This window comes from Paenibacillus sp. JJ1683, assembly GCF_053006485.1.
Window position 1 is genome coordinate 3,436,886 of the sequence record NZ_CM129820.1, and the last position, 20,760, is coordinate 3,457,645.

The 20,760-nt window shown below is 47.3% G+C and carries 24 protein-coding genes; all 24 read right to left on the bottom strand.

Features of this window, described 5'->3' with window-relative positions:
- Window positions 1-119: 119 nt before the first annotated feature.
- Window positions 120-1,838 (bottom strand): DNA repair protein RecN, encoded by a 1,719-nt coding sequence (gene recN / locus ACUC6J_RS14765; RefSeq protein WP_447249045.1) that lies wholly within the window; start codon window positions 1,836-1,838, stop codon window positions 120-122.
- A 58-nt stretch (window positions 1,839-1,896) separates the two neighbouring features.
- Window positions 1,897-2,346 (bottom strand): transcriptional regulator AhrC/ArgR, encoded by a 450-nt coding sequence (gene ahrC / locus ACUC6J_RS14770; RefSeq protein ID WP_013371768.1) that lies wholly within the window; start codon window positions 2,344-2,346, stop codon window positions 1,897-1,899.
- Between the two features lie 16 nt (window positions 2,347-2,362).
- Window positions 2,363-2,839: a hypothetical protein gene (locus ACUC6J_RS14775; RefSeq protein WP_016822282.1), complete on the bottom strand. Its 477-nt coding sequence runs from the start codon at window positions 2,837-2,839 to the stop codon at window positions 2,363-2,365.
- Window positions 2,840-2,993: 154 nt separating this feature from the next.
- Window positions 2,994-3,845: a TlyA family RNA methyltransferase gene (locus ACUC6J_RS14780; protein WP_016822283.1), complete on the bottom strand. Its 852-nt coding sequence runs from the start codon at window positions 3,843-3,845 to the stop codon at window positions 2,994-2,996.
- Between the two features lie 75 nt (window positions 3,846-3,920).
- Window positions 3,921-5,819 (bottom strand): 1-deoxy-D-xylulose-5-phosphate synthase, encoded by a 1,899-nt coding sequence (gene dxs / locus ACUC6J_RS14785; protein ID WP_016822284.1) that lies wholly within the window; start codon window positions 5,817-5,819, stop codon window positions 3,921-3,923.
- Window positions 5,820-5,926: 107 nt separating this feature from the next.
- Window positions 5,927-6,850 (bottom strand): polyprenyl synthetase family protein, encoded by a 924-nt coding sequence (locus ACUC6J_RS14790; RefSeq protein ID WP_447249046.1) that lies wholly within the window; start codon window positions 6,848-6,850, stop codon window positions 5,927-5,929.
- Window positions 6,822-7,082, bottom strand: a complete 261-nt coding sequence (gene xseB / locus ACUC6J_RS14795) for an exodeoxyribonuclease VII small subunit (RefSeq protein WP_013371773.1) — start codon at window positions 7,080-7,082, stop codon at window positions 6,822-6,824. Before xseB ends, ACUC6J_RS14790 begins: the two co-directional genes overlap by 29 nt.
- Window positions 7,072-8,385, bottom strand: a complete 1,314-nt coding sequence (gene xseA / locus ACUC6J_RS14800; RefSeq protein WP_044785404.1) for an exodeoxyribonuclease VII large subunit — start codon at window positions 8,383-8,385, stop codon at window positions 7,072-7,074. The genes xseB and xseA overlap by 11 nt, the downstream gene beginning before the upstream one ends.
- A gap of 66 nt (window positions 8,386-8,451) precedes the next feature.
- Window positions 8,452-9,309, bottom strand: a complete 858-nt coding sequence (gene folD, locus ACUC6J_RS14805; RefSeq protein ID WP_044785230.1) for a bifunctional methylenetetrahydrofolate dehydrogenase/methenyltetrahydrofolate cyclohydrolase FolD — start codon at window positions 9,307-9,309, stop codon at window positions 8,452-8,454.
- A gap of 37 nt (window positions 9,310-9,346) precedes the next feature.
- Entirely contained in the window at window positions 9,347-9,796 is a 450-nt protein-coding gene (nusB, locus tag ACUC6J_RS14810) for a transcription antitermination factor NusB (protein WP_019687905.1), read from the bottom strand.
- 136 nt (window positions 9,797-9,932) lie between these two features.
- Window positions 9,933-10,166: a DUF2273 domain-containing protein gene (locus ACUC6J_RS14815; RefSeq protein WP_016822290.1), complete on the bottom strand. Its 234-nt coding sequence runs from the start codon at window positions 10,164-10,166 to the stop codon at window positions 9,933-9,935.
- 15 nt (window positions 10,167-10,181) lie between these two features.
- Window positions 10,182-10,721, bottom strand: coding sequence for an alkaline shock response membrane anchor protein AmaP (gene amaP, locus ACUC6J_RS14820; RefSeq protein WP_013371778.1), 540 nt, complete (start codon window positions 10,719-10,721; stop codon window positions 10,182-10,184).
- Between the two features lie 73 nt (window positions 10,722-10,794).
- Window positions 10,795-11,208, bottom strand: coding sequence for an Asp23/Gls24 family envelope stress response protein (locus tag ACUC6J_RS14825; protein ID WP_013310820.1), 414 nt, complete (start codon window positions 11,206-11,208; stop codon window positions 10,795-10,797).
- Between the two features lie 125 nt (window positions 11,209-11,333).
- On the bottom strand, window positions 11,334-12,677 hold the full coding sequence (gene accC, locus ACUC6J_RS14830) for an acetyl-CoA carboxylase biotin carboxylase subunit (RefSeq protein ID WP_013371779.1): 1,344 nt from the start codon (window positions 12,675-12,677) through the stop codon (window positions 11,334-11,336).
- Window positions 12,678-12,737: 60 nt separating this feature from the next.
- Complete coding sequence (gene accB / locus ACUC6J_RS14835) at window positions 12,738-13,229, bottom strand: acetyl-CoA carboxylase biotin carboxyl carrier protein (RefSeq protein ID WP_016822291.1); 492 nt, start codon at window positions 13,227-13,229, stop codon at window positions 12,738-12,740.
- Window positions 13,230-13,367: 138 nt separating this feature from the next.
- Window positions 13,368-14,189 (bottom strand): SpoIIIAH-like family protein, encoded by an 822-nt coding sequence (locus ACUC6J_RS14840; protein WP_031461696.1) that lies wholly within the window; start codon window positions 14,187-14,189, stop codon window positions 13,368-13,370.
- A gap of 62 nt (window positions 14,190-14,251) precedes the next feature.
- Window positions 14,252-14,893, bottom strand: a complete 642-nt coding sequence (spoIIIAG, locus tag ACUC6J_RS14845; RefSeq protein ID WP_016822293.1) for a stage III sporulation protein AG — start codon at window positions 14,891-14,893, stop codon at window positions 14,252-14,254.
- Between the two features lie 16 nt (window positions 14,894-14,909).
- Entirely contained in the window at window positions 14,910-15,677 is a 768-nt protein-coding gene (gene spoIIIAF, locus ACUC6J_RS14850) for a stage III sporulation protein AF (RefSeq protein ID WP_447249047.1), read from the bottom strand.
- Window positions 15,678-15,715: 38 nt separating this feature from the next.
- The gene (gene spoIIIAE, locus ACUC6J_RS14855) at window positions 15,716-16,906 is read right to left on the bottom strand and encodes a stage III sporulation protein AE (protein WP_447249048.1); all 1,191 of its coding nucleotides are present in this window, start codon (window positions 16,904-16,906) and stop codon (window positions 15,716-15,718) included.
- Between the two features lie 12 nt (window positions 16,907-16,918).
- Window positions 16,919-17,308 carry a stage III sporulation protein AD gene (gene spoIIIAD / locus ACUC6J_RS14860; protein ID WP_013371785.1) on the bottom strand — a complete coding sequence of 130 codons (390 nt, stop codon included), beginning with the start codon at window positions 17,306-17,308 and terminating at the stop codon, window positions 16,919-16,921.
- Between the two features lie 8 nt (window positions 17,309-17,316).
- Window positions 17,317-17,520, bottom strand: a complete 204-nt coding sequence (spoIIIAC, locus tag ACUC6J_RS14865; RefSeq protein WP_010345636.1) for a stage III sporulation protein AC — start codon at window positions 17,518-17,520, stop codon at window positions 17,317-17,319.
- Between the two features lie 12 nt (window positions 17,521-17,532).
- Window positions 17,533-18,051, bottom strand: coding sequence for a stage III sporulation protein SpoIIIAB (gene spoIIIAB, locus ACUC6J_RS14870; protein ID WP_013371786.1), 519 nt, complete (start codon window positions 18,049-18,051; stop codon window positions 17,533-17,535).
- Entirely contained in the window at window positions 18,044-19,039 is a 996-nt protein-coding gene (spoIIIAA, locus tag ACUC6J_RS14875) for a stage III sporulation protein AA (RefSeq protein WP_016822297.1), read from the bottom strand. The genes spoIIIAB and spoIIIAA overlap by 8 nt, the downstream gene beginning before the upstream one ends.
- Window positions 19,040-19,429: 390 nt before the next feature.
- Window positions 19,430-20,683, bottom strand: coding sequence for an aspartate kinase (locus ACUC6J_RS14880; RefSeq protein WP_013371788.1), 1,254 nt, complete (start codon window positions 20,681-20,683; stop codon window positions 19,430-19,432).
- Between the last annotated feature and the right edge of the window lie 77 nt (window positions 20,684-20,760).

Below are 20,760 nucleotides of genomic sequence, written 5' to 3' on the forward strand. Positions count from 1 at the left end.
TGTCACGCTCCCTTTGCTTCTTTCGCTTGACGAGTAAAGGTGGTCGCCAATTGCGTACCTATAAGGTAACCTTGCCCCCAGGCTTTTATAACTGTTAATCATTACGCCAGCCGCTCTTTTCAGGCTTTCTTTCCTTCCGCCAAATTCAGCATTTCCTGTGCGTGATGCAATGTTTTTTCGGTAATTTCTACGCCGCCCAGCATCCGTGCCAATTCCTTGACCCGACCTTCCTCCGTTAGTCCCTCAATTTGAGTCATGGTTCGTCCATCATGAACGTTTTTTTCAATCAGGTACTGATGATCTGCCATACATGCCACCTGCGGCAAATGAGTAATGGAAAACACCTGACAAACGGAAGACAAACGATACAGCTTCTCGGCTATAGACTGAGCTGCACGACCACTTACCCCGGTATCCACCTCGTCAAAAATGAGCACCGGTATTTGATCATGACGCGCAAAAATACTTTTCATTGCCAACATAATACGTGATAACTCACCACCAGAAGCGATTTTACCGAGTGGGCGAAGTGGCTCACCTGGATTGGGCGAAATCAGAAATTCCGCATTATCTATCCCTTGCTTGGTAGGTCGTACCTTTAGACCCTTATATTCATATCCCCGTGGATCTTCAATTGGATCAATGCGTACCTTGAGTGACGTTCTTTCCATTTGAAGATCTTTTAATTCCTGCTCTACTTGCTCTGCAAGCTCTTCGGCACAAATTTCACGCGCTTCTGTAAGCTCTTCAGCAATCTCCAGCAAATCCGAAAGCAACTCATCCCGCTTTGCAATGAGCTGCTCCAGCCGCTCATCTTTATTTTCCAACAGATCGGTTTCCTGCTCAATACGGCTATAGTATTCCAAAATCTGTTCTATACTATCACCATATTTTCGCTGTAGTCCGGTAATTTGATTCAAACGTTGCTCCACCTCATGCAGCTTGCCCGGATTAAATTCAATATCCTCACGATAAGAACGTAATTGAAACGCTGCATCCTCCAACTGATAGAAAGCAGACTGAATCTGCTCCACAATGGGCTGAAGACTTTTACTATCATAGCTCTGAACATCATTTAATCTGGACAACACGTTATTGACCGTATCCAACCCGCCTCTGCCACTTAACAGCTCATATGCTCCTGATATTCCATCCATCATTTTCTCACTATGGGATAGCTTGACCCGTTCCTCTGCCAATAATTCATCTTCACCCAATTTTAATTCTGCCGCAGCGATCTCTTCCAATTGGAAACGATACATGTCCAACAGCTGATAAGCCTTTTGACTGGAGCTTTGCAATTCCCTTACTTCTTTTTCCGCTTTGACAAAAGCATTGTAGCGCTCCCTGTAAAGCGCTTTGACTGGACCGATGACTGAATCACCGAACGTATCCAGCAGCGCCAGATGGCGATCTGCACGCAGCAAGCTTTGATGCTCATGCTGCCCATGAATATTAACGAGTTGCTCACCTACCTCACGCAACATCGTTAAATTAACCATCTGACCGTTAATTCGAGATGAACTTTTCCCTTGAACCGTAAGTTCTCGACGAATCAGTAAATGCTCTTCTGGGTTAGCCTTAATCCCTTGTTCCTCCAACGTACTCCAAACGGGATGTTTGACCGGCAGTTCAAACAAGGCCTCCATTTCTGCTTTATCACAACCGTAACGCACAAGATCAGCAGAGCCCCTGCCGCCCGCAATCAGCCCAAGTGCGTCAATAATAATGGATTTACCAGCACCAGTTTCCCCGCTCAATACATGAAATCCTTTATAAAAATGAACATCGACAGCCTCTACGACTGCCAAATTCCGTATAGACAAAGTGACCAGCATCGTTCTTTCACCTCTATGATGTACAAATTAAAACGCCTAATATGCGTAGCCTTTATAATTAGGAAATGTAGCCCATAAGACGATTCACGATAGTTTCACTGTTTTCTTCCGATCGGCAAATAATCAAAATGGTGTCATCCCCGCTAATCGTACCCATGACCTCAGACCATTCAATATTATCTAATAAAGCAGCAATCGAGTTAGCTGTTCCTGGCAGGCACTTCATCACAATCAGATTGGTTGTGTAGTCAATATGCAAAAAGTTGTCAACCAATGTACGTTTCAGTTTCTGCGTCGGATTGTAACGCTGATCTGAAGGCATCGAATATTTATATCTGCCGTCGTCCATTGGGACCTTTATGAGCAGCAGTTCTTTGATATCCCGGGATACAGTGGCCTGGGTGACCTGAAAACCAGCCTCACGCAATGCTTCAACTAGATCATCCTGCGTTTCAATCTCATGTTGTGAAATAATTTCCCTGATTTTAATATGTCGTTGACCCTTCATATAATCCTCCTATGGATTAACCTTCATATTCCTCTTCTTCGAGGTCTTCCACTAATGTAATAAGGCGAATACTTTTCTCGTCCGTATCAACGTACAATACCCCCGCACAGCCCGGATAAAGCAGCAAATAAGGCATAAGCCTGTCCCGTAAATCAGGACCGTTCCACTCCATAGGTTTCTTGCGGCGTGACGTTTTGACCATATATGTCGAACCGTTACGTACAGCTACGTAGTCAATAAACAAACGGCTATACACGGTATGTCCATTCACTTTAAAAGCAAGCGGTATTTTCATTTTCCCGCCCACCACCTCATATCCTGCTTCCTCCAGTTGGTCCACAGCAGGTCCTTCGTTCAAATCCTCATTAATCGGTATCGTTTTTAGCACAAGCGGTCCCGGCTCCTTTAACCAGGCACGCAGGCTATAAAAAGCCCATATCCCTAATATCACCCCGATCACAGTGATGATAACCGTATCGTATCGCGTGTCCATGAACCGATCACCTCATGGACATATTCTAGGACATGACGCAAAATCCCTTTTCATCTGTACATCCATTATAGGCGAACGTGAGTTCCACAAGCAATCTCTCACACCAAAAAGAGGTTCTCTTAAGTTCACAGAACTCATGGAGAACCCCTGAATGTCACTTACGCGATGGGCCATTATTAAAAGTCTGACCTGCTTCCTGAACAGTTCGTTCAATCAGTGGACTGTAATCCATCTTCTCCAGCTGCGATTCTGCGGCCGGGAGCCCATCCAAACGCCAATGCGCTAAAAATTCAATATTTCCTTCGCCGCCTGTAATCGGGGAAAAGGCCAAGCCTTGCAACGTAAGTCCAAGCTCATGTGCAAACATCAAGATAGTCTGCAACACTTCTTTATGCGTAGCAGGTTCTCGAACCACGCCAGATTTCCCAACCTTTTCGCGACCAGCTTCGAATTGAGGCTTGATTAGAGCTACAATATCAGCAGGTTGATGCAGCAATGCAAGCAATGGCGGCAAAATAATTCGTAACGAAATAAAAGAAACATCAATACTTGCGAAATTAGGCACAGGACCGCTCAAATCCGCAGGTGTCATATATCTGAAATTCGTTTTCTCCATAACGCATACACGCTCATCATTACGAAGTGACCAATCCAGCTGATTATACCCCACGTCAATGGCATACACGTACTGAGCTCCATGTTGAAGCGCACAATCCGTAAAGCCTCCGGTTGATGAACCGATATCTAGCATCGTCCTGCCCTTCATGTCCAGCTCGAATTGACGGATGGCCTTTTCGAGCTTCAACCCTCCACGGCTTACATACGGATGCACCGAACCTTTAACTTTAAGCTCACTGGAACGGGGTACCTTCATTCCCGCTTTCTCGATCCGTTCACTGTCCGCCAACACTAAACCTGCCATGATCGCGGCTTTAGCTTTTTCGCGGCTTTCAAAAAAACCTTGTTCTACAAGCAATACATCAATGCGTTCCTTCGGAACAGACATGTTAATCTCCCTTTAGGCAGCCAGGCTGCTCTTGTCATACTTTTTATAAAATCATGTTGTTTACTTTAAGTTATCCTATACAGATTGCCCCATGCCATATGCTGGCTCAGCGGACCACTTACGCAGCTTTAAGCACACAGCTTCAACGGTAAGTCCCACTTCAGCGCGTTGCTCTTTGATGGAGCCGTGCTCCACAAACAGATCGGGAATCCCCATTAACCGCACCTGTGCATCTTGTATTTCTTCTTTGGCATAAAATTCCAGTACAGCACTACCCAAACTTCCTGCTTCAGAAGCTTCTTCCAATACGATCAGCTTCGTATGCTGGCGGGCCAACTCACGCAACATCTCCTCATCCAAAGGCTTGAGGAAGCGAGCATTCACAACGCCCACTTGCATACCCTCACGTTTCATCGCCTCCGCAGCCTCTGTCGCCACTTGGAGCATCGGTCCTGAAGCGATTACAGCGAAGCCCTCACCTTTACGCAGAAGCTCCCAACTGCCGATAGGAATAACCCGCAATTCTTTATCCAACGGCACGCCAACCACATTAACACGTGGGTAACGATAAGCAATTGGACCGTCTTCGTAGTCAAGTGCTGTTTTCATCATATGACGCAGCTCATTTTCATCCTTTGGCATCATAAGCACAAGATTCGGGATATGACGCAAAAATGCTACATCAAACACGCCATGATGAGTTTCACCGTCTGCACCAACAAAACCAGCACGATCAATCGCGAACATCACATTGGCATTATGACGACAAATATCGTGCACAATTTGGTCATATGCACGCTGCATAAAAGTGGAATACACCGCAAATACCGGCTTCATCCCTTCCATTGCTAACGCTGCACACATGGTTGCAGCATGCTGCTCAGCAATGCCGACGTCGATCATACGTGTAGGAAACTCTTTACTAAAAGGTACTAGTCCTGATCCACCAGGCATTGCAGGGGTGACCGCAATGATGCGCTCATCCTGTTCAGCCAGCTCAATCAGCGTTCTACCGAAAATTTCCGTATACATCGGATTGCCTACAGCTTTGAGTACCTGACCTGATTCAATTTTGTATGGACTGATGCCGTGCCACTTGTGTGAATCGGCCTCCGCAGGCTTATAGCCTTTACCCTTGGTGGTTACGACATGCACTAATACAGGGCCAGTCACGTTATCAGCCTGCTGAAAAGTCTCAATTAGCTTGGACAAATCATGTCCGTCCACCGGACCAAGATACGTAAATCCCAGCTCTTCAAACAGCACACCTGGAACCATCATATATTTAAGACTGTCCTTGACGCGGCCAGCCGATTTGGCAAGTTTACCGCCTATAGCGGGTATTTTTTTCAGCAAAACTTCCAGCTCATCCTTTGCCCGCAAATAGTGACGGTCCGAGCGAATTTTGCTCAAATAATTATGCATGGCCCCTACATTCGGGGCGATGGACATTTCATTATCATTCAGAATGACCATTAAATTTTTACGTTCATGACCAATATGGTTTAATGCTTCGAAGGCCATGCCCCCAGTCAACGCGCCGTCCCCGATCATTGCAATAACTTTATTGTCCTCGCCCTTCAAATCACGTGCCAAGGCCATCCCCATTGCAGCCGAAAGGGAAGTGCTGCTATGTCCAGCTTCCCAAACATCATGCTCGCTTTCACTTCTTTTTACAAAACCACAAAGTCCATCACGCTGACGAAGTGTATCGAAACGATCCATTCGCCCTGTCAATATTTTGTGCACGTAGGCTTGGTGCCCAACGTCATAAATCATCTTGTCCTTTGGACTGTTATAGCAATAATGCAGGGCGATCGTGAGCTCAACCACTCCCAGATTCGATGCCAGATGCCCCCCAGTCACGGACAGCTTCTCAATCAAAAAGCTCCTGATTTCCTCGGCTAGAGAAGCCAACTCCTCAACCGACAGTGATTTCAGATCGCCTGGTTGCTTTATGTGTGGAAGCAGCACGCATATCTCCCCGCTTTCCTTCAAGTTTGTGTGTAAAGTTAACAAATATTATATCACACTTTTGGGCTGTGCTTAAACGCAGACAAGTTAAACCAGCTCTAATGCTATTAATGATCACGCTTCATCAGGTAATCCGCTATCTCCAGCAAACGCGAAGAATCGGGAATACCACTTTCGGCAATCACTTTTTTAGCAGACGCAGTGAGATCCTCCACTTGTCGCAGAGATGCGTCCATACCGATGAAATAAGGATAGGTAACCTTCTCCTGTTCAACATCGCTCTGCGTTTTTTTACCTATTTTGCTTTCATCGCCTACAAGATCCAATATATCGTCCTGAATTTGAAAAGCCAGGCCCAAATCTCGTCCAAAACGACGAAGTGCTTCTAGTTGATCCTTGTCCGCTCCACCAATCCGTCCACCTGCTAAGAGTGAGAAAATGATCAAATCAGCCGTTTTATGAAGGTGGATATATTCCAATTCCTCGATCCCCGTCATTCCCTGCTCGCCCGACATATCTGCGACCTGTCCACCTACCATGCCTCTGGCACCGCTCATTTCGGATAAATCCTCAACTATGGACAATAGCGCATCGGAAGAAACCCCGTGACGACGACCCGCCTGCACGATGCTATAAAATGCATGGGTCAGCAAAGCATCGCCCGCAAGAACAGCAACCGCCTCGCCGTATACCTTATGATTCGTCAGCTTTCCTCGCCGATAATCATCATCATCCATCGCCGGCAAGTCGTCGTGAATGAGGGAATACGTATGTACCATTTCTACCGCACATGCTACTGGCAACGCCGCTTCCCTGCTTCCACCAAATGCTTCCGCAGCGGCGATCACAAGCAGAGGCCGCAGCCGTTTACCGCCTGCGGTCAGTGAATAGTTCATAGATTCTCGAAGAACATCTGGAATGTCCCAATGCGCCGGAAACTGCTCGGTCAATGCAGACGAAACTGCATCCGCCGTCACAGTCAAATATTCCTTGAACGACAGTCTATTCAAGCCCTTCACCGCCGTTTTCATCCAATCCGCCGCCGAAAGGCTTCTTGCGCAAATCTCCATCCTCTTCCACGATCATTTCAATTTTACGTTCGACCTGTTCCAGCTTCTGACTGCAAAGCTGAGACAGCTTCATCCCCCGCTGGAACAAATCAATGGCTTGCTCCAGAGGAACGTCTCCATGCTCCAGTTGTCCGACAATTTCTTCAAGAGCGGCCATGGCCGCTTCAAAATTCAATTCCGCTTCATTCGCCACCGTGCTTCGCGTCCTCCTTCATTCCCCATACTTGACAGTCTAACTGTCCGTCACTCACTTTTATCTTGATAGAATCTCCCGGTTGTACATCTTTGAGCGACTTGATTAGCCGTTTCTCCTGTTCATCGTATACCAAGCTGTAGCCTCGGGCCATGACTTTGAGCGGACTCAGCGCGTCCAGCTGACGAATTCCGGTATGCAGCTGCTGCCGCCCCGTTTTTGTAATCGCACGCATCGCAGACTCCAGCTGACGTTGTGCCATATCCGTCTGCTTGCGCGCCGAACGAATTTGTTCACGCGGATTAAACCGCTCTAGTACCTGACGCATACGCGCGTTTTTCTCTGCGTTTAAGCGTGAACGGTTAGCCGCTGCGCGGATCAGACGCTGATGCAGCATGTCCATCCGCTCTGCATGCTGGAGCATGTAGCGGCGCGGATGCAGCAGCACTGGCGAACGCCGAAGCCTAATCAAGCGTTCACGACTGGCTTCCAACCGCTGCCTAAGGGCATTACGCAACCGCTGCTCCCGCTGAAGCAGCTGATCCCGAAGTTCTCCCTGATGAGGCACAGCCAGCTCAGCTGCTGCGGTCGGCGTCGCTGCGCGTAAGTCAGCCACAAAATCGGCAATGGTAAAATCCGTTTCGTGTCCAACGGCCGAAATCACAGGAATGACCGATGCGTAAATGGCACGCGCAACCGCTTCCTCATTAAACGCCCACAGTTCTTCTAAGGAGCCACCACCCCGTCCGACGATCATCACCTGAACCTCCTGCATACGATTCATGGCTTCAATTGCCTTAACGATCGAGGGGGCAGCACCTTTTCCTTGCACAAGAACTGGATACAACACGATTCCAGCCTGCGGGTATCGCCGTTGAAGTGTAGTGATAATATCACGCACAGCCGCTCCGGTCGGTGACGTAATTACGCCAATGGTCGCAGGGTGAGCAGGGAGATTCCGTTTGCGAGTGGTATCAAACAGCCCTTCTGCATCAAGCTTTTGTTTGAGTTGTTCATAAGCCAAATAAAGGCTGCCTATACCGTCAGGCTGCATTTGAGTCGCATAAAATTGATATTGACCATCCCGTTCATACACGGATACGTTTCCCCGGGCGATAACACGCGTACCTTCTTTCGGTACGAAAGGGAGCCGTCTATTATGAGTTGCAAACATAATCGAACGTATGCGGCTCCCCTCATCCTTGAGCGTAAAATACATGTGACCACTCGAATGATGCGTAAAGTTAGAAATTTCCCCGCGTATCCATACATCAGACAGCACCTGATCGGATTCCAGTTTCATCCGGATATAGCGATTCAGGTCCTGTATAGAATAAATACGTTGTTGTTCAGCCACAGGCAGCTGCCTTTATGCCAAACCGTGCGACCGCTTGGCCGCTACGAGCGTATTTTGCATCAGCATTGTAATCGTCATTGGGCCTACTCCGCCGGGAACAGGCGTAATCGGACCGGACACTTGCTTTACGCTCTCAAAATCAACGTCACCCGCCAGCTTTCCGTTCTCCAGACGATTCATTCCCACATCGATAACTACTGCACCCGGCTTTACATACGAAGCATCGATGAAATTGGCTTTGCCGATGGCAACGACCAAAATATCCGCTTGTTTACTGAGCTCGGCAATATTCGCTGTACGAGAGTGACACATCGTAACCGTAGCATTTTCACGCTGCAGCAATAATGATACCGGCTTGCCAACGATATTACTGCGACCAATAACAACTGCATGTTTACCAGCTATTTCTACTCCAGCGCGTTTGATTAACTCAATGACTCCAGCGGGAGTGCAAGGCAATAGGCTATCATCGCCGATGACCAGATTCCCTACGTTTACCGGATGAAATCCGTCAACATCTTTCTCCACTGCAATCGCGTCAATGACAGCTTTTTCCTGAATATGCTTTGGCAATGGCAGTTGCACCAAAATCCCATGGATATTACTTTGATGATTCAGCTTATCCACCAGTTTCAGTAATGCTTCTTGCGAAGTATCTGCCGCCAATCGATGAACCTCAGAGTAATAGCCGAGATCATGACACGCCTTTTCCTTATTTTTAACATACACCTGAGAAGCAGGATCTTCGCCTACCAGTACAACAGCCAGTCCGGGTTGAAAGCTGTGTTCTTTCAAACCAATAACCTCTTGCTGAATGCTTGCCCGAATATCCTGAGAGATTTGTTTACCATCAATGATCGGTGCTGACATGTTTAACCACTCCCCAACCTGATTCAGTAGTCTCTAATTAAAAACGTGCTTTCAATTGCTCCAGCTCTTGTATCACTCGTCCCAGCACACCATTAACAAATTTACCCGATTCCTCGGTACCAAAGTGCTTCGACAACTCAATGGCTTCATTGACTGCTACCTTGGCTGGAACATCCTCGCGGAAAATCATTTCATATACCGCAAGCCTCAAAATTTGACGATCTACACGTGAAAGTCGGCTGATCTGCCAGCCTTTCAGGTAATCCGCCAACAGCCCGTCAATCGCTTCCTTGTGCTCCCATGTGCCACGCACATGCTCCAAAACATACGCTCTTAACACTGCCGCGTTTTTAATTACGACTTCGGCTTCGTTTTCCTCAGCCGCTTCCTGAAGCAGCATGTCCACAGCTGCCGCCGCTTCCACTTCATTCATTTCCATATGGTACATACTCTGTACCGCTAATTCCCTCGCCAGACGTCTTTTCATGCCCTGCCTCCTACGCTTGCCTATATCTATTTTTCATTCTAACCAATTTCCACAAAAAAACCTGTGAACGCATCCTCCAAAACCGTTGGGCGCAAATAAGCTACAGCTGTATTTTGGAGAACACGTATCACAGGGTTCATTTAAAAGGACGCCAACGCTGCGACAACCATTCGCTCCATTCTTTCCAAGGGAAGAATGGACCAAGCGCTGAATCGCTACGTCTTCCTAGCGTATATCCGATGAACACCATCAATGCAAAGAACAACATATTCCAAAAGCCTGCCCACAAGTAAATAAAACCGAAAAAAATACCGGCCGTGATCCCCATGATCCGGCCCTTGTAACTTCCCCATATTTCTTTCCAGGGCATCAGGGAAAATCACCTCTATTCCACACGACTCTTAAAGCTTGGTGACTGAGAAACATTAGCGATGTACACCGACACATTGGATACTGGAATTCCTGTAATCTCTTCCACATGGTCGTGTACCCCCTTTTGTACCTCGGAGGTTAACACCGGAATGGAGCTTTCCCCGTCAACAATCGCCCGAATCGTAATATCAAGTCCCGATTCCAACACACGAACGCGTGCTTTCAGATCCTGCATCCCGCGAAATCGGGAAGCCGCTTTGAGGCACAGGTTTTCGATGGTATCCACCGAAATCTGAATATCACCGTATTCGGTTCGCTGATCAATAGAATGCTGTACGGTTTGGTTCCGTCGAATAGAGATATAAAAAACCCGAAGACTCAATAACAACAGAACTCCTGCAATAATCAAGCTGGTAAACCACACCACTCGCTCATCCTCAATACTTAAAACATACGGAATGGCCCCGCTCAGGAGGAGGATGGCGAGAATGGAGATAATTCCGATACTTAAGCTGTACAAAAACAGCAGAAGTCTGTCCATAACTTTAGCCACGAAACGCACAGCCTCCTTAAATTAGAGTAAACCCTCGACCCATAAGGGTCGGGGGTTTGTACAAAGTATCGCTCTATTTAACCCGTCCGGCGCCCAGCACTTCCGGCTCTTCTACTTTTTCAGCATTTTTGAATTGAACATCGTGAATTTGCACGTTCACTTCTACCACGTTAAGACCTGTCATGTTTTCAATGGAACGCTTAACATTATGCTGAATAGCAGCAGCCACCTCAGGCAGACGGTTACCATACTCAATAATGACGGAGACGTCTACAGCAGCTTCACGCTGTCCGACTTCCACTTTTACACCTTTAGATAAATTTTTGCGGCCTAGCAGTTCGGCAAATCCGCCAGCAAATCCGCCACTCATTCCCGCAACGCCCGGCACCTCAACGGTAGCCAGTCCGGCAATGACTTCAATAACTTCCGGGGCAATTTGAATCTCCCCAATTTCTGTACGTTCGAATTCGGTTGGCACTGTGCTCATACCTTCAACACCTTTCGGTCAAAATAAGTTTCATTCCAGCTTTGGATATCAAAGCAGACATGCTCACTTATTATCCATACTATATCATTTGGCGTTCATTATGACAAACTGAGGAAATATACCGATTAAACTTCGTTTTCCTCCAAAAATTTAATATCAAAATCGCCTTCAATAAAGGTCGGATGCTCTAGTAAGCGCTGGTGAAAAGAAATCGTTGTGGGTATGCCCTCAATAGCAAACTCAGCTAAAGCCCGCTTCATTTTGGCAATCGCCTCCTGCCGTGTAGGCGCCCATACAATCAGCTTGGCAATCATAGAGTCATAATAAGGAGGAATGCTATAACCTGGATAAGCAGCGCTGTCTACCCGCACTCCAGGACCGCCCGGAGGCAGATAAAATCCGATTTTACCCGGTGCAGGCATAAAATTACGATCCGGGTCCTCAGCGTTAATACGGCATTCGATTGCCCACCCATTAATCGTGACTTCTTCCTGCGTAAAGGAAAGCGGATGCCCTTCAGCAACCGAAATCATTTCTTTAATCAGGTCTACACCGGTAATCATTTCTGTTACTGGGTGCTCCACCTGAATACGTGTGTTCATTTCCATGAAATAGAATTTATTGTCCGGACCAAGCAAAAATTCAAGCGTACCTGCGCCAGAGTATTGAACGGCCAAAGCTGCACGAACAGCTGCCTGTCCCATTTCTTCACGAACATCCTGCGAAAGTACTGGACATGGTGCTTCCTCCAACAACTTCTGACGACGACGCTGAACAGAGCAGTCCCGTTCACCCAAGTAGGCAACATTACCATGCTTGTCCGCTATGATCTGTATTTCCACGTGTTTCATACCTGTCAGATATTTTTCCAGATACACGCCCGCATTGCCAAAGGCCTTCTGCGCTTCCTGCTGAGCAGTCGTGATTTGCTGGATAAGATTATCCTCATCTTCAGCGATACGAATACCTTTACCACCACCACCTGCTGTGGCCTTGATAATGACCGGATATCCGATATCACGTGCGATACTGATTGCATCCTGTACATCCTCAACCAGTCCGTCTGAACCTGGAATAACCGGAACCCCGGCATCCTTCATGGTCTGCTTGGCTACAGCCTTATCTCCCATTTTGTTAATTGCTTCAGGAGAAGGTCCAATAAACGTAATATTGCATGATTCGCAAATTTCAGCGAAGTCTGCATTTTCCGCCAAAAATCCGTAACCTGGATGAATGGCATCACATTCAGTCAATGTAGCAACACTCATCAGGTTCGTAAAATTAAGATAGCTGTCCTTAGACAACGTCGGTCCGATACAGTAAGCCTCATCTGCGAGACGCACATGTAACGAATCCTTGTCAGCTTCCGAATAGACGGCAACTGTCGAAATATTCATTTCGCGGCAAGCGCGAATGATACGAACTGCAATTTCTCCACGGTTCGCGATTAATACTTTTTGAAATGTCATGACTTTATCCTCCCTGGGAGCAGTCTTGCCGAACCCTCAAAAAGGGGTCAAACAAGCTTTTTACTCCGGTTTCACAAGGAACAATGGCTGGCCATACTCAACCAACTGTCCGTTTTCGGCCAAAATTTCCACAATTTCGCCCTTCACTTCAGCTTCCAACTCGTTCATCAACTTCATCGCTTCAATGATACATACCGTTGTTTTATCGCCTACTTTACTGCCGATACTCACATACGGAGCCGTATCCGGGGATGAAGAACTATAGAAAGTGCCTACCATCGGAGATACGATTTTATGTAGATTGCTTGCATATTCCTTTGGTTCCCCAGCAGTTGCATGTCCAACATCGGACTGTACTTGTGGATTCGGAATTGCAGCTTGTGGCGCCACTGTATAAGCAGGTGCTGTTACAGGAGCCTGTACCGTAACGATCTCGCTTTTACCCGGTTTACGGATCATGAGGCGAGTTCCTTCATTTTCAATTTCAAGCTCATGCACAGACGTTTCATCCACCAGCTTGATCAATTCCTTAATCTCGCTTAATTTAAACATCTCTATTAATCACTCCTTCAGCATTTTGCCGGTTGCTGATAACATTTTTGAAACAGCTTTATGTATTATATCACAATCATTAAAAATAGAAAGAGCCCGGGATTGTGCAGAAATCCGGGCTTTTTCGCGTTTTTTGTCTTATTGTGTAACATACTGGACACTGATCTTGTCCTGCGTTACGTTTAATTCCTTCATGACTTTATCGACAATCGTTACCGCTTGCTTAGCATCCAATTTTTCACTCAGAACCACTACTTTGTATTTATCAGCATCTTCCTCGCGGACAACTGCATTGGCGAATTGCTGCTGCAGTTCTTCTTCGATGCCGGTAATTTTGGCCTGTTTATCTTCAAGTACATGCAATTCCTTTTGTGCCTCTGCAGCTTTCTGCGGTGTACTATCATTCATTGCCGTAGTCAGCTCGTCATTTTTCTTTTGATTTTCCACATCCCGCTCCAGTAAATAGTTGTCAATCACAGCTGCCGCTGTTGGTTGGGCTGCTTGTTCGTTTGCTACTTGATCAAGTACCTGCTTGTCGGTTTTGGCGCTAGAAGCTGCTTTGTCATCACTTTTAGCTGTCGTGCCTGTCTTAGCTGTAGTTGTGTTTTGATTGGATGCAGTCGATTCAGTAGCAGGGGCGGCGGCTGTATCTTTATCACCTTTTGATGGTTCTGTTGCTGGATCAGTTGTAGAAGCTGTGTCCTTTGTGGAAGTCTCTGCCGTTCCGTCAGTTACTTCTCCATTGGTTACTACTTCATTTACTTTCAGTTCGTTCATTTGTTCTTCTGCCTTTGTCGTTGCTTCCTGTGCAGCATCCTGTTTAACCTTGCTCACCTGCTCGCTGTCCGCTACTGGCGGATTCGCCGGACTTGAGTCCTCCGTAAACAAATAATATGCAGACAGTACCACCATTAAACTCAGCATGGACACCAGCCAAACGGTTTGTCTTTTATTATTCATGTTCTGTCCTCCATATTCATAAGTGGTTTGCAATATTAACTTCTTTGTTCCCCAATTCCATATTATCCCTGCTTACGCGGAACGACTGATATTTTGTATGAAGGTACGTTTAGTCCCTTCTGCACAGCATCCACAATGAGCTGCTTCACCGTAGGGTTTTCTGCCCCCATAGCCACAACAAGCACTCCCCTTACCTGTGGTTTTACTTTTTTGGTAACAATCGGGGTGTGCTGACCGCCCGATGATTCATAGGTGACAATCTCACCATCGCGTGTATATTGAGTAGTGTGCCTTTGTCCACCATTGGCGTCCGACTCGTTATTTTCTTCCTGCATGTCTTTCACATTCCGTTGAACGATCACTTCTTCGGTAGAATCTACCGTAACCATGACATCGACGGTTCCTACGCCAACAATCTGCTCCAGCATCTGTTTCATATTGTCCTCAAAAGCCTTCTCGATTCCGGCAAAGGAACTGTCCTCACCTACCGTTGTTTCTAACGCAGGCTCATTTTTCATTACGCCAGGCGGTTCTCTCCCTACGTTTTCCGGGTCGACTTTTTTCACATTAACGAATGAATTAAAGAGCATAATCGCTACACCGATAAGGCCAAGAATAAGTAGCCAACGAAATGAATTGAACCTTTTCGCTCCGTCCCCCCCTCCACCCATCCATTGCTCCAGCTTTTTCCTCCATTTGCCCATTTCGGTTCACCTCCTGTTACCATTCATGTGTTCCATCCTGCGAATTAATCACCTGAACATGTGTGCTGTCGATCCCCCATTTTTCACGTAGAATTCCTGTGATTAAACCAAAAGCTTTCTGATCCGCAGATTTGCCATTCTCTGTGGTTTCGTCAGGACTACGATCATCTTCTCGCGTTCCTTCATTATGATTAGAGGGTTTTGACTGTGTCGGCTCCACACGAATATTCACTGTCTTTTCAGCTACAGGCTCCACCACAACCGGCTTGATATCTGTATCCGGCGGGACGTTTGTGTTTTTTTCTTTTTCTGCCTTCTGCTCCGCCAATTTGACCACTACTGACTGAACGCCCGTTCCTGCCTCTAGCCCCGATTCTTTCTGCTGAATCTGCGCAAGGGTCACCTGGACCGACTGAATTGCTAACCCAGTGTACTGCTCCAATTGCCCTTTCATTTCCTTAGCTACCTCTTTGCCTGCCCATTGCATGGAGCTTTGTTCCTGCTGTTGCTTTAGCTGTTTGCCTTTGGCTAAGATCTCTTCCAATGTCGGTTCCCTATTACCTGTCTCTGCCTGGCGTTGCAGATCCAATGCTCGCCCCAGAACCTCTGAGGGACTACTGCTCAGCAAGCGCACAATCGGAGACAGCAATGTCAGCAAAACAAGCAGGCTGAGTACGAGTTTGACATACCTTTCCATAGATCGGCTCGGTAAGATCATATCGACAAAAGAAGCCAGCAGCACGATTAGCACTAGTTCCTTGAGCCAGCCTCCCAGCCAGGTCACGTCACTCGCCTCCCTCTCGTTGGATTATGTGCATGTATTCACCTCATCATGATCGTCATGTTACCTGCTGCGAGCATGACGGTAATCGCAAGGAAGGACATTAATCCCACTGCCGCCAGTGCCGCAAAAACATAAATCATACTCTTGCCGATGGCATCCAGACATTCCACAATAGGCGTATCTCCCAAAGGCTGCATGATTGCTGCGGTCACTTTATAAATGAGAGCTAGTGTCAGAATTTTGAGAGCAGGAAAAGCACACAGGAACAAAATAATGATGACTCCCACAAGGCCGATGGCATTTTTAACGAGCAGTGATGCCGAAATGACCGTATCCGTCGCATCTGCCAGCGCCTTGCCTACCACCGGAACAAAGCTACCTGTAATATATTTAGCTGTACGGATTGTTAATCCGTCAGTAACCGAAGAGGTTAATCCCTGTACCGAAATGACTCCTAGAAAAATAGTCAGAAGCACTCCCAGCACGGCAACACCCGCGTTCCGCAGTAGATCAGCTAACTGGGTCAGCTTGTATTTGCCCGTGAGCGAGTTGACCAAGTACAGCACAGCCGAGAAGAACAGCAACGGGAAAACAAGCGTATGAATGACTGTTCCGACCGTGTTGATCATAAATACAATCAGCGGGTGGGTCACCGAAACGGTGACAACGTTACCCATCGAGGCCAACATGGTAAACAGCAAGGGCAACATCGCCATCATGAAATGAATCATGCTGTCAATTGCTTCTTTGGCATAACCAATCGCTACACTAAAGCTATTAATCGCCAAAATGATAATGACCATGTACACGATAGCGTAGGCAACTTTGCTGACCTGCTTGCTTTCAAAAGCGCTTTGCAGCGTTTCCAGCACCATACTCATAATGCTGAGCATGACGATGGTGACGAGCAGCTTGGCATTCACCCGGATTTCATGGATGAAAAAATCAGCTATGGCCATCAACACACCTTTTATACTGAATCCTTCACCACCCGGAAGCAGCATGTCCATGAAAGAAGGCGTTTTCTGGTCAGGGAAAAATCCGCCGTATTGCTTCATGAGTCCGTCCCAATAATGTTCAACATCATCTTTGGGCATTTGCTCCGCCTGTTGTCTGATCCATTCGTTTGTAGGTGTATCTGCGAAGAGGACCGCAGCCGAGGCGCACCAGAGACATAGCAGCAAAATCACAATAACTTTGAGATTCGGCATGCCCCCCAGCCTTTTCATGGCATCACCCCCTCAGGCGGGCATCAGCTTCAGAATGGTATCAATAATAATGCTGATAATCGGGATTGCGAGTACCATGATGAGTACCTTTCCAGTAAGCTCTATTTTGGAAGCTATACCGTCTTGCCCCGCATCCCGTACGATTTGTGCTCCAAATTCAGCAATATAAGCGATACCGATTATTTTTAATACGGTTTTAAAATAAATCATGTCCATCCCTGAAGACCTGGCCAGTCGCTCCAGCACGGCAACCACAGATCCGATCTTGCCAATCAGCAGCAAAAAAATGACGATTCCCGCAGCTGTTGCAATCAAAAAGGCAAACATCGGCTTCTGTTCCTTGATAACTAAGATGAGGACTGTGGCAACGAGGGCGAAGCCCACCACTTGAATGATTTCCATGTGTTCACCTACTGAAAAAGAAAAATAGATTTGATCTCTTGCAGAAGGTTATCCAGCATTCGCACCACCATGAACAGTACGACAACGAAACCGATGACCGTCACCCAGTGTGCCATGTCTTCCTTGCCCATTTGCTTTAGTACGGTATGAATCATAGCGATAATAATGCCAATTCCGGCAATCTGGAAAATTGCGTTCACTTCTAAATTCATTCGAGCACCCCGCTAATAGATCAAAATGACGATCAATGCTCCGATCAGCAGTCCCAGGCTTCTGCTCATACGCTCGTATCTCACCTGATCTGCCTGCGCCTGCGCTTCTTCATGGGATAACTGCTGGATGGTCAGCGCAATGTGCTTGATCTGGTCTTCACGGTCGCTGGTTCCAAGGCTGTAAGCAAGCTGACGCATCGCTTCCTTCTCGGCCTGCTTCATAGAGGAACGGCTCCACGAGACTTCAATCGCTTTATGCAAGCTTTCTCTGGCGGTCAGGCCAAAAGAGGGGTGCATCCAGCGTGAGGCTTGCTGAAACAGAGAGCGCAGCGGCTCTCGCAAGGGCTCTCCAGTCTTGGCGAAAGCATCTGGTAACGGAGACACCCCGTAAGAAACCTCGGTGGTCAGTCTTTGCAGTGCGAGAATTAACTCTCTGATTTGCCGCGGCCTCATGGCAAATTGTCTTGCCCGCTGCCAGCCTGCCAGTGTGGTGGCTAGTATAACCAAGACAGCTCCTAGCAGCTTAAGCATAGGAGATGCCCCCGTTCTGCCCTTCCCCAGGCAGTGTCAGCCTGCGCTGCTTGGCATCTGCCAGCCGAAAAGAGACGCCCCGGCTCGTCCGCTCCAGCATGACATAGAGCTGGAACAGCTCCTGTCCTGTAGCTAATCCGGCAAAGGCAGATCGGCTCGCCATTTCAGCCACATCACGACCATGTGCGGAAGCAATGACTGCGATGCCTGCATGAAGCGCTTCACGTACCGCTTCCGCATCTTCTGGCCGCCCGATTTCATCCACAATCAGGACATCTGGTGACATCGAGCGAATCATCATCATCATACCCTCCGCTTTCGGACATCCGTCCAATACATCGGTGCGAGGTCCGACATCAAAGCCGGGGATGCCCTTATGACTACCGGCGATCTCAGAACGTTCATCTATAATGCCCACCTTAAGTCCATTTCGTCGCCCTCCGTTGCTTTGCATCCCTCCGTAACTCAGTTGTCGAGCCAAGTCCCTAAGCAACGTCGTCTTGCCATGCTGAGGCGGTGACAAGATGAGCGTATGCCGTATCGTCCCGGATTTTCGATCCGCTACATAAGGTAATATCCGATCAGCTATGCCAGGAATGGCCCGAGCAATTCGTACATTAAAGCTGCTTATATCCCTCAAATGCTCTACTCGCCCTCGGTTAAGCACAGTTCTCCCTGCCAAGCCAACACGATGACCGCCAGGGATGGTAATAAACCCTTTGCGAAGCTCCTCTTCCATGGTGTACAGGGAATGATTACTGATAAAATCCAGCAATCGGTGGGCATCCTCGCGGTTAGGCTTATAGGCTTCAACAGGATTCAAAGTCAGCCGACCAGCAGTCGTTACAAAATGATGATCACCATTCGCATTAACTTCCAGCGGCCTTCCTTCCCGGACCCGAATTTCTTCCAGTTGCTTAAATACCGTTTCTGGAAGCCTTCCGAGTATACCGTGCAACGGTTCCGGAAATAACTCCAGCCATTCCATACCAGTGCCGCCTCCTCACAGTTGTCCTTTTTCTTTAAGACAAGTCTATGGCTGACTCTCGCTTTTTATGCCGAAAATATATTGAAAATCCAGTCGAACCTTTGATCACTCCTATCCATGCTCAGCGGACCTTTCCCCGCTCATTCAAGCACCTTTCCCTGCTTTGTATAATAAAAAAAGGCTCCCTCGAAGCCTTGGTGGCTAAGGGATACCCTTAAATAAAAAAGCTAGATTTACAGCAAAAAGAGGCTGTTCCACAGTCTGTCTCTCACTGATGAAACAACCTCTTAACCTACTGCTGTATTCTATGATTTATCAATCTATAAATAGGGAACGTATAATTTATCGACCTTTCCCCGTCATAGCATTTCTCTATATCAATTGATGTTATTAACGACGGTCTTTAGGGCCGCCTACAAACGCTTGCTCCTCGGTATCCAGATTATAAGCTGTATGCAACGCTTGGATAACCTCATGAAGCTTTCCAGCTTCAATTACACACGATACCTTGATTTCGGATGTGCTTACCATTTTAATGCTAACGCCTTGCTCGGCCAGCACGGCAAACATTTGTGCTGCAACACCCGGGTGGCTAACCATTCCTGCACCTACAATGGAGACCTTCACCAAATTTTCCTCAGACGTTACTTCACGGTATGGAAGCTCCCCGCGAATACCTTCCAGCGTCTTAAGTGCAGCTTCACGATCCGTTAGAGCTACCGTAAAGGAGAAATCTGCTTTTCCTGCCTCAACCCCGCTCTGTACAATAATGTCTACATCAATTTTGGCTGCTGCCAGTGTTCCGAAAACTTTTGCCAGTACACCAGGGATATCTGCAACGCCCAAAATACTGATTCTTGCTACATTTTTATCATATGCAATTCCACTGACTACAACGCCTTGCTCCATTACTGCATCCTCCTTTACGACTGTTCCTTCATTATGGTTAAAACTGGACCGCACAATCAACGGTACCCGGTTATGTTTGGCATACTCTACCGCACGGGGATGTAAAACAGCTGCACCTAAATTGGCTAATTCCAGCATCTCATCATAAGAAATTTCTTTTAGCTTACGTGCCACCTTCACAATCCGTGGATCTGTTGAATATATGCCGTCCACATCCGTGTAAATTTCACAGGCATCCGCTTGAATTGCCGCCGCCAGCGCAACGGCCGTCGTATCAGAACCACCACGTCCCAGCGTCGTAATATCTCCATCTGCAGACATCCCCTGGAAACCAGCTACAACAACAATCTTGTTGCTGCTCAGTGCATCCAGCACACGCTGAGGTTGAATATCCGTAATCCGTGCCCGACCAAAGTCAGATTCAGTACGGAAGCCTGCCTGCCATCCCGTAAACGATACCGCTTCATGACCCAGTTGCTGAATAGCCATCGACAACAATGCGATTGAAATTTGCTCGCCTGTCGTCATCAACATATCCAGCTCACGTGCAGGCAACTGCTCATTTAATAATTTGGCCTGGTCAATCAATTCGTCTGTTGTGTCTCCCATTGCGGAAACGACCACTACACATTGATGCCCTTCACTCTGCTTCTCAACGACGCGTTTTGCCACGCGTTTCATGCGCTCCGTGTCACCGACGGAACTGCCTCCGAATTTCATGACATACAAAGACAACGATATTCACTCCCTCAGACTCAACAGTATGTAACCTTGAGATGGCACCAAACGATTTGAACGTGACATCCTGCGGC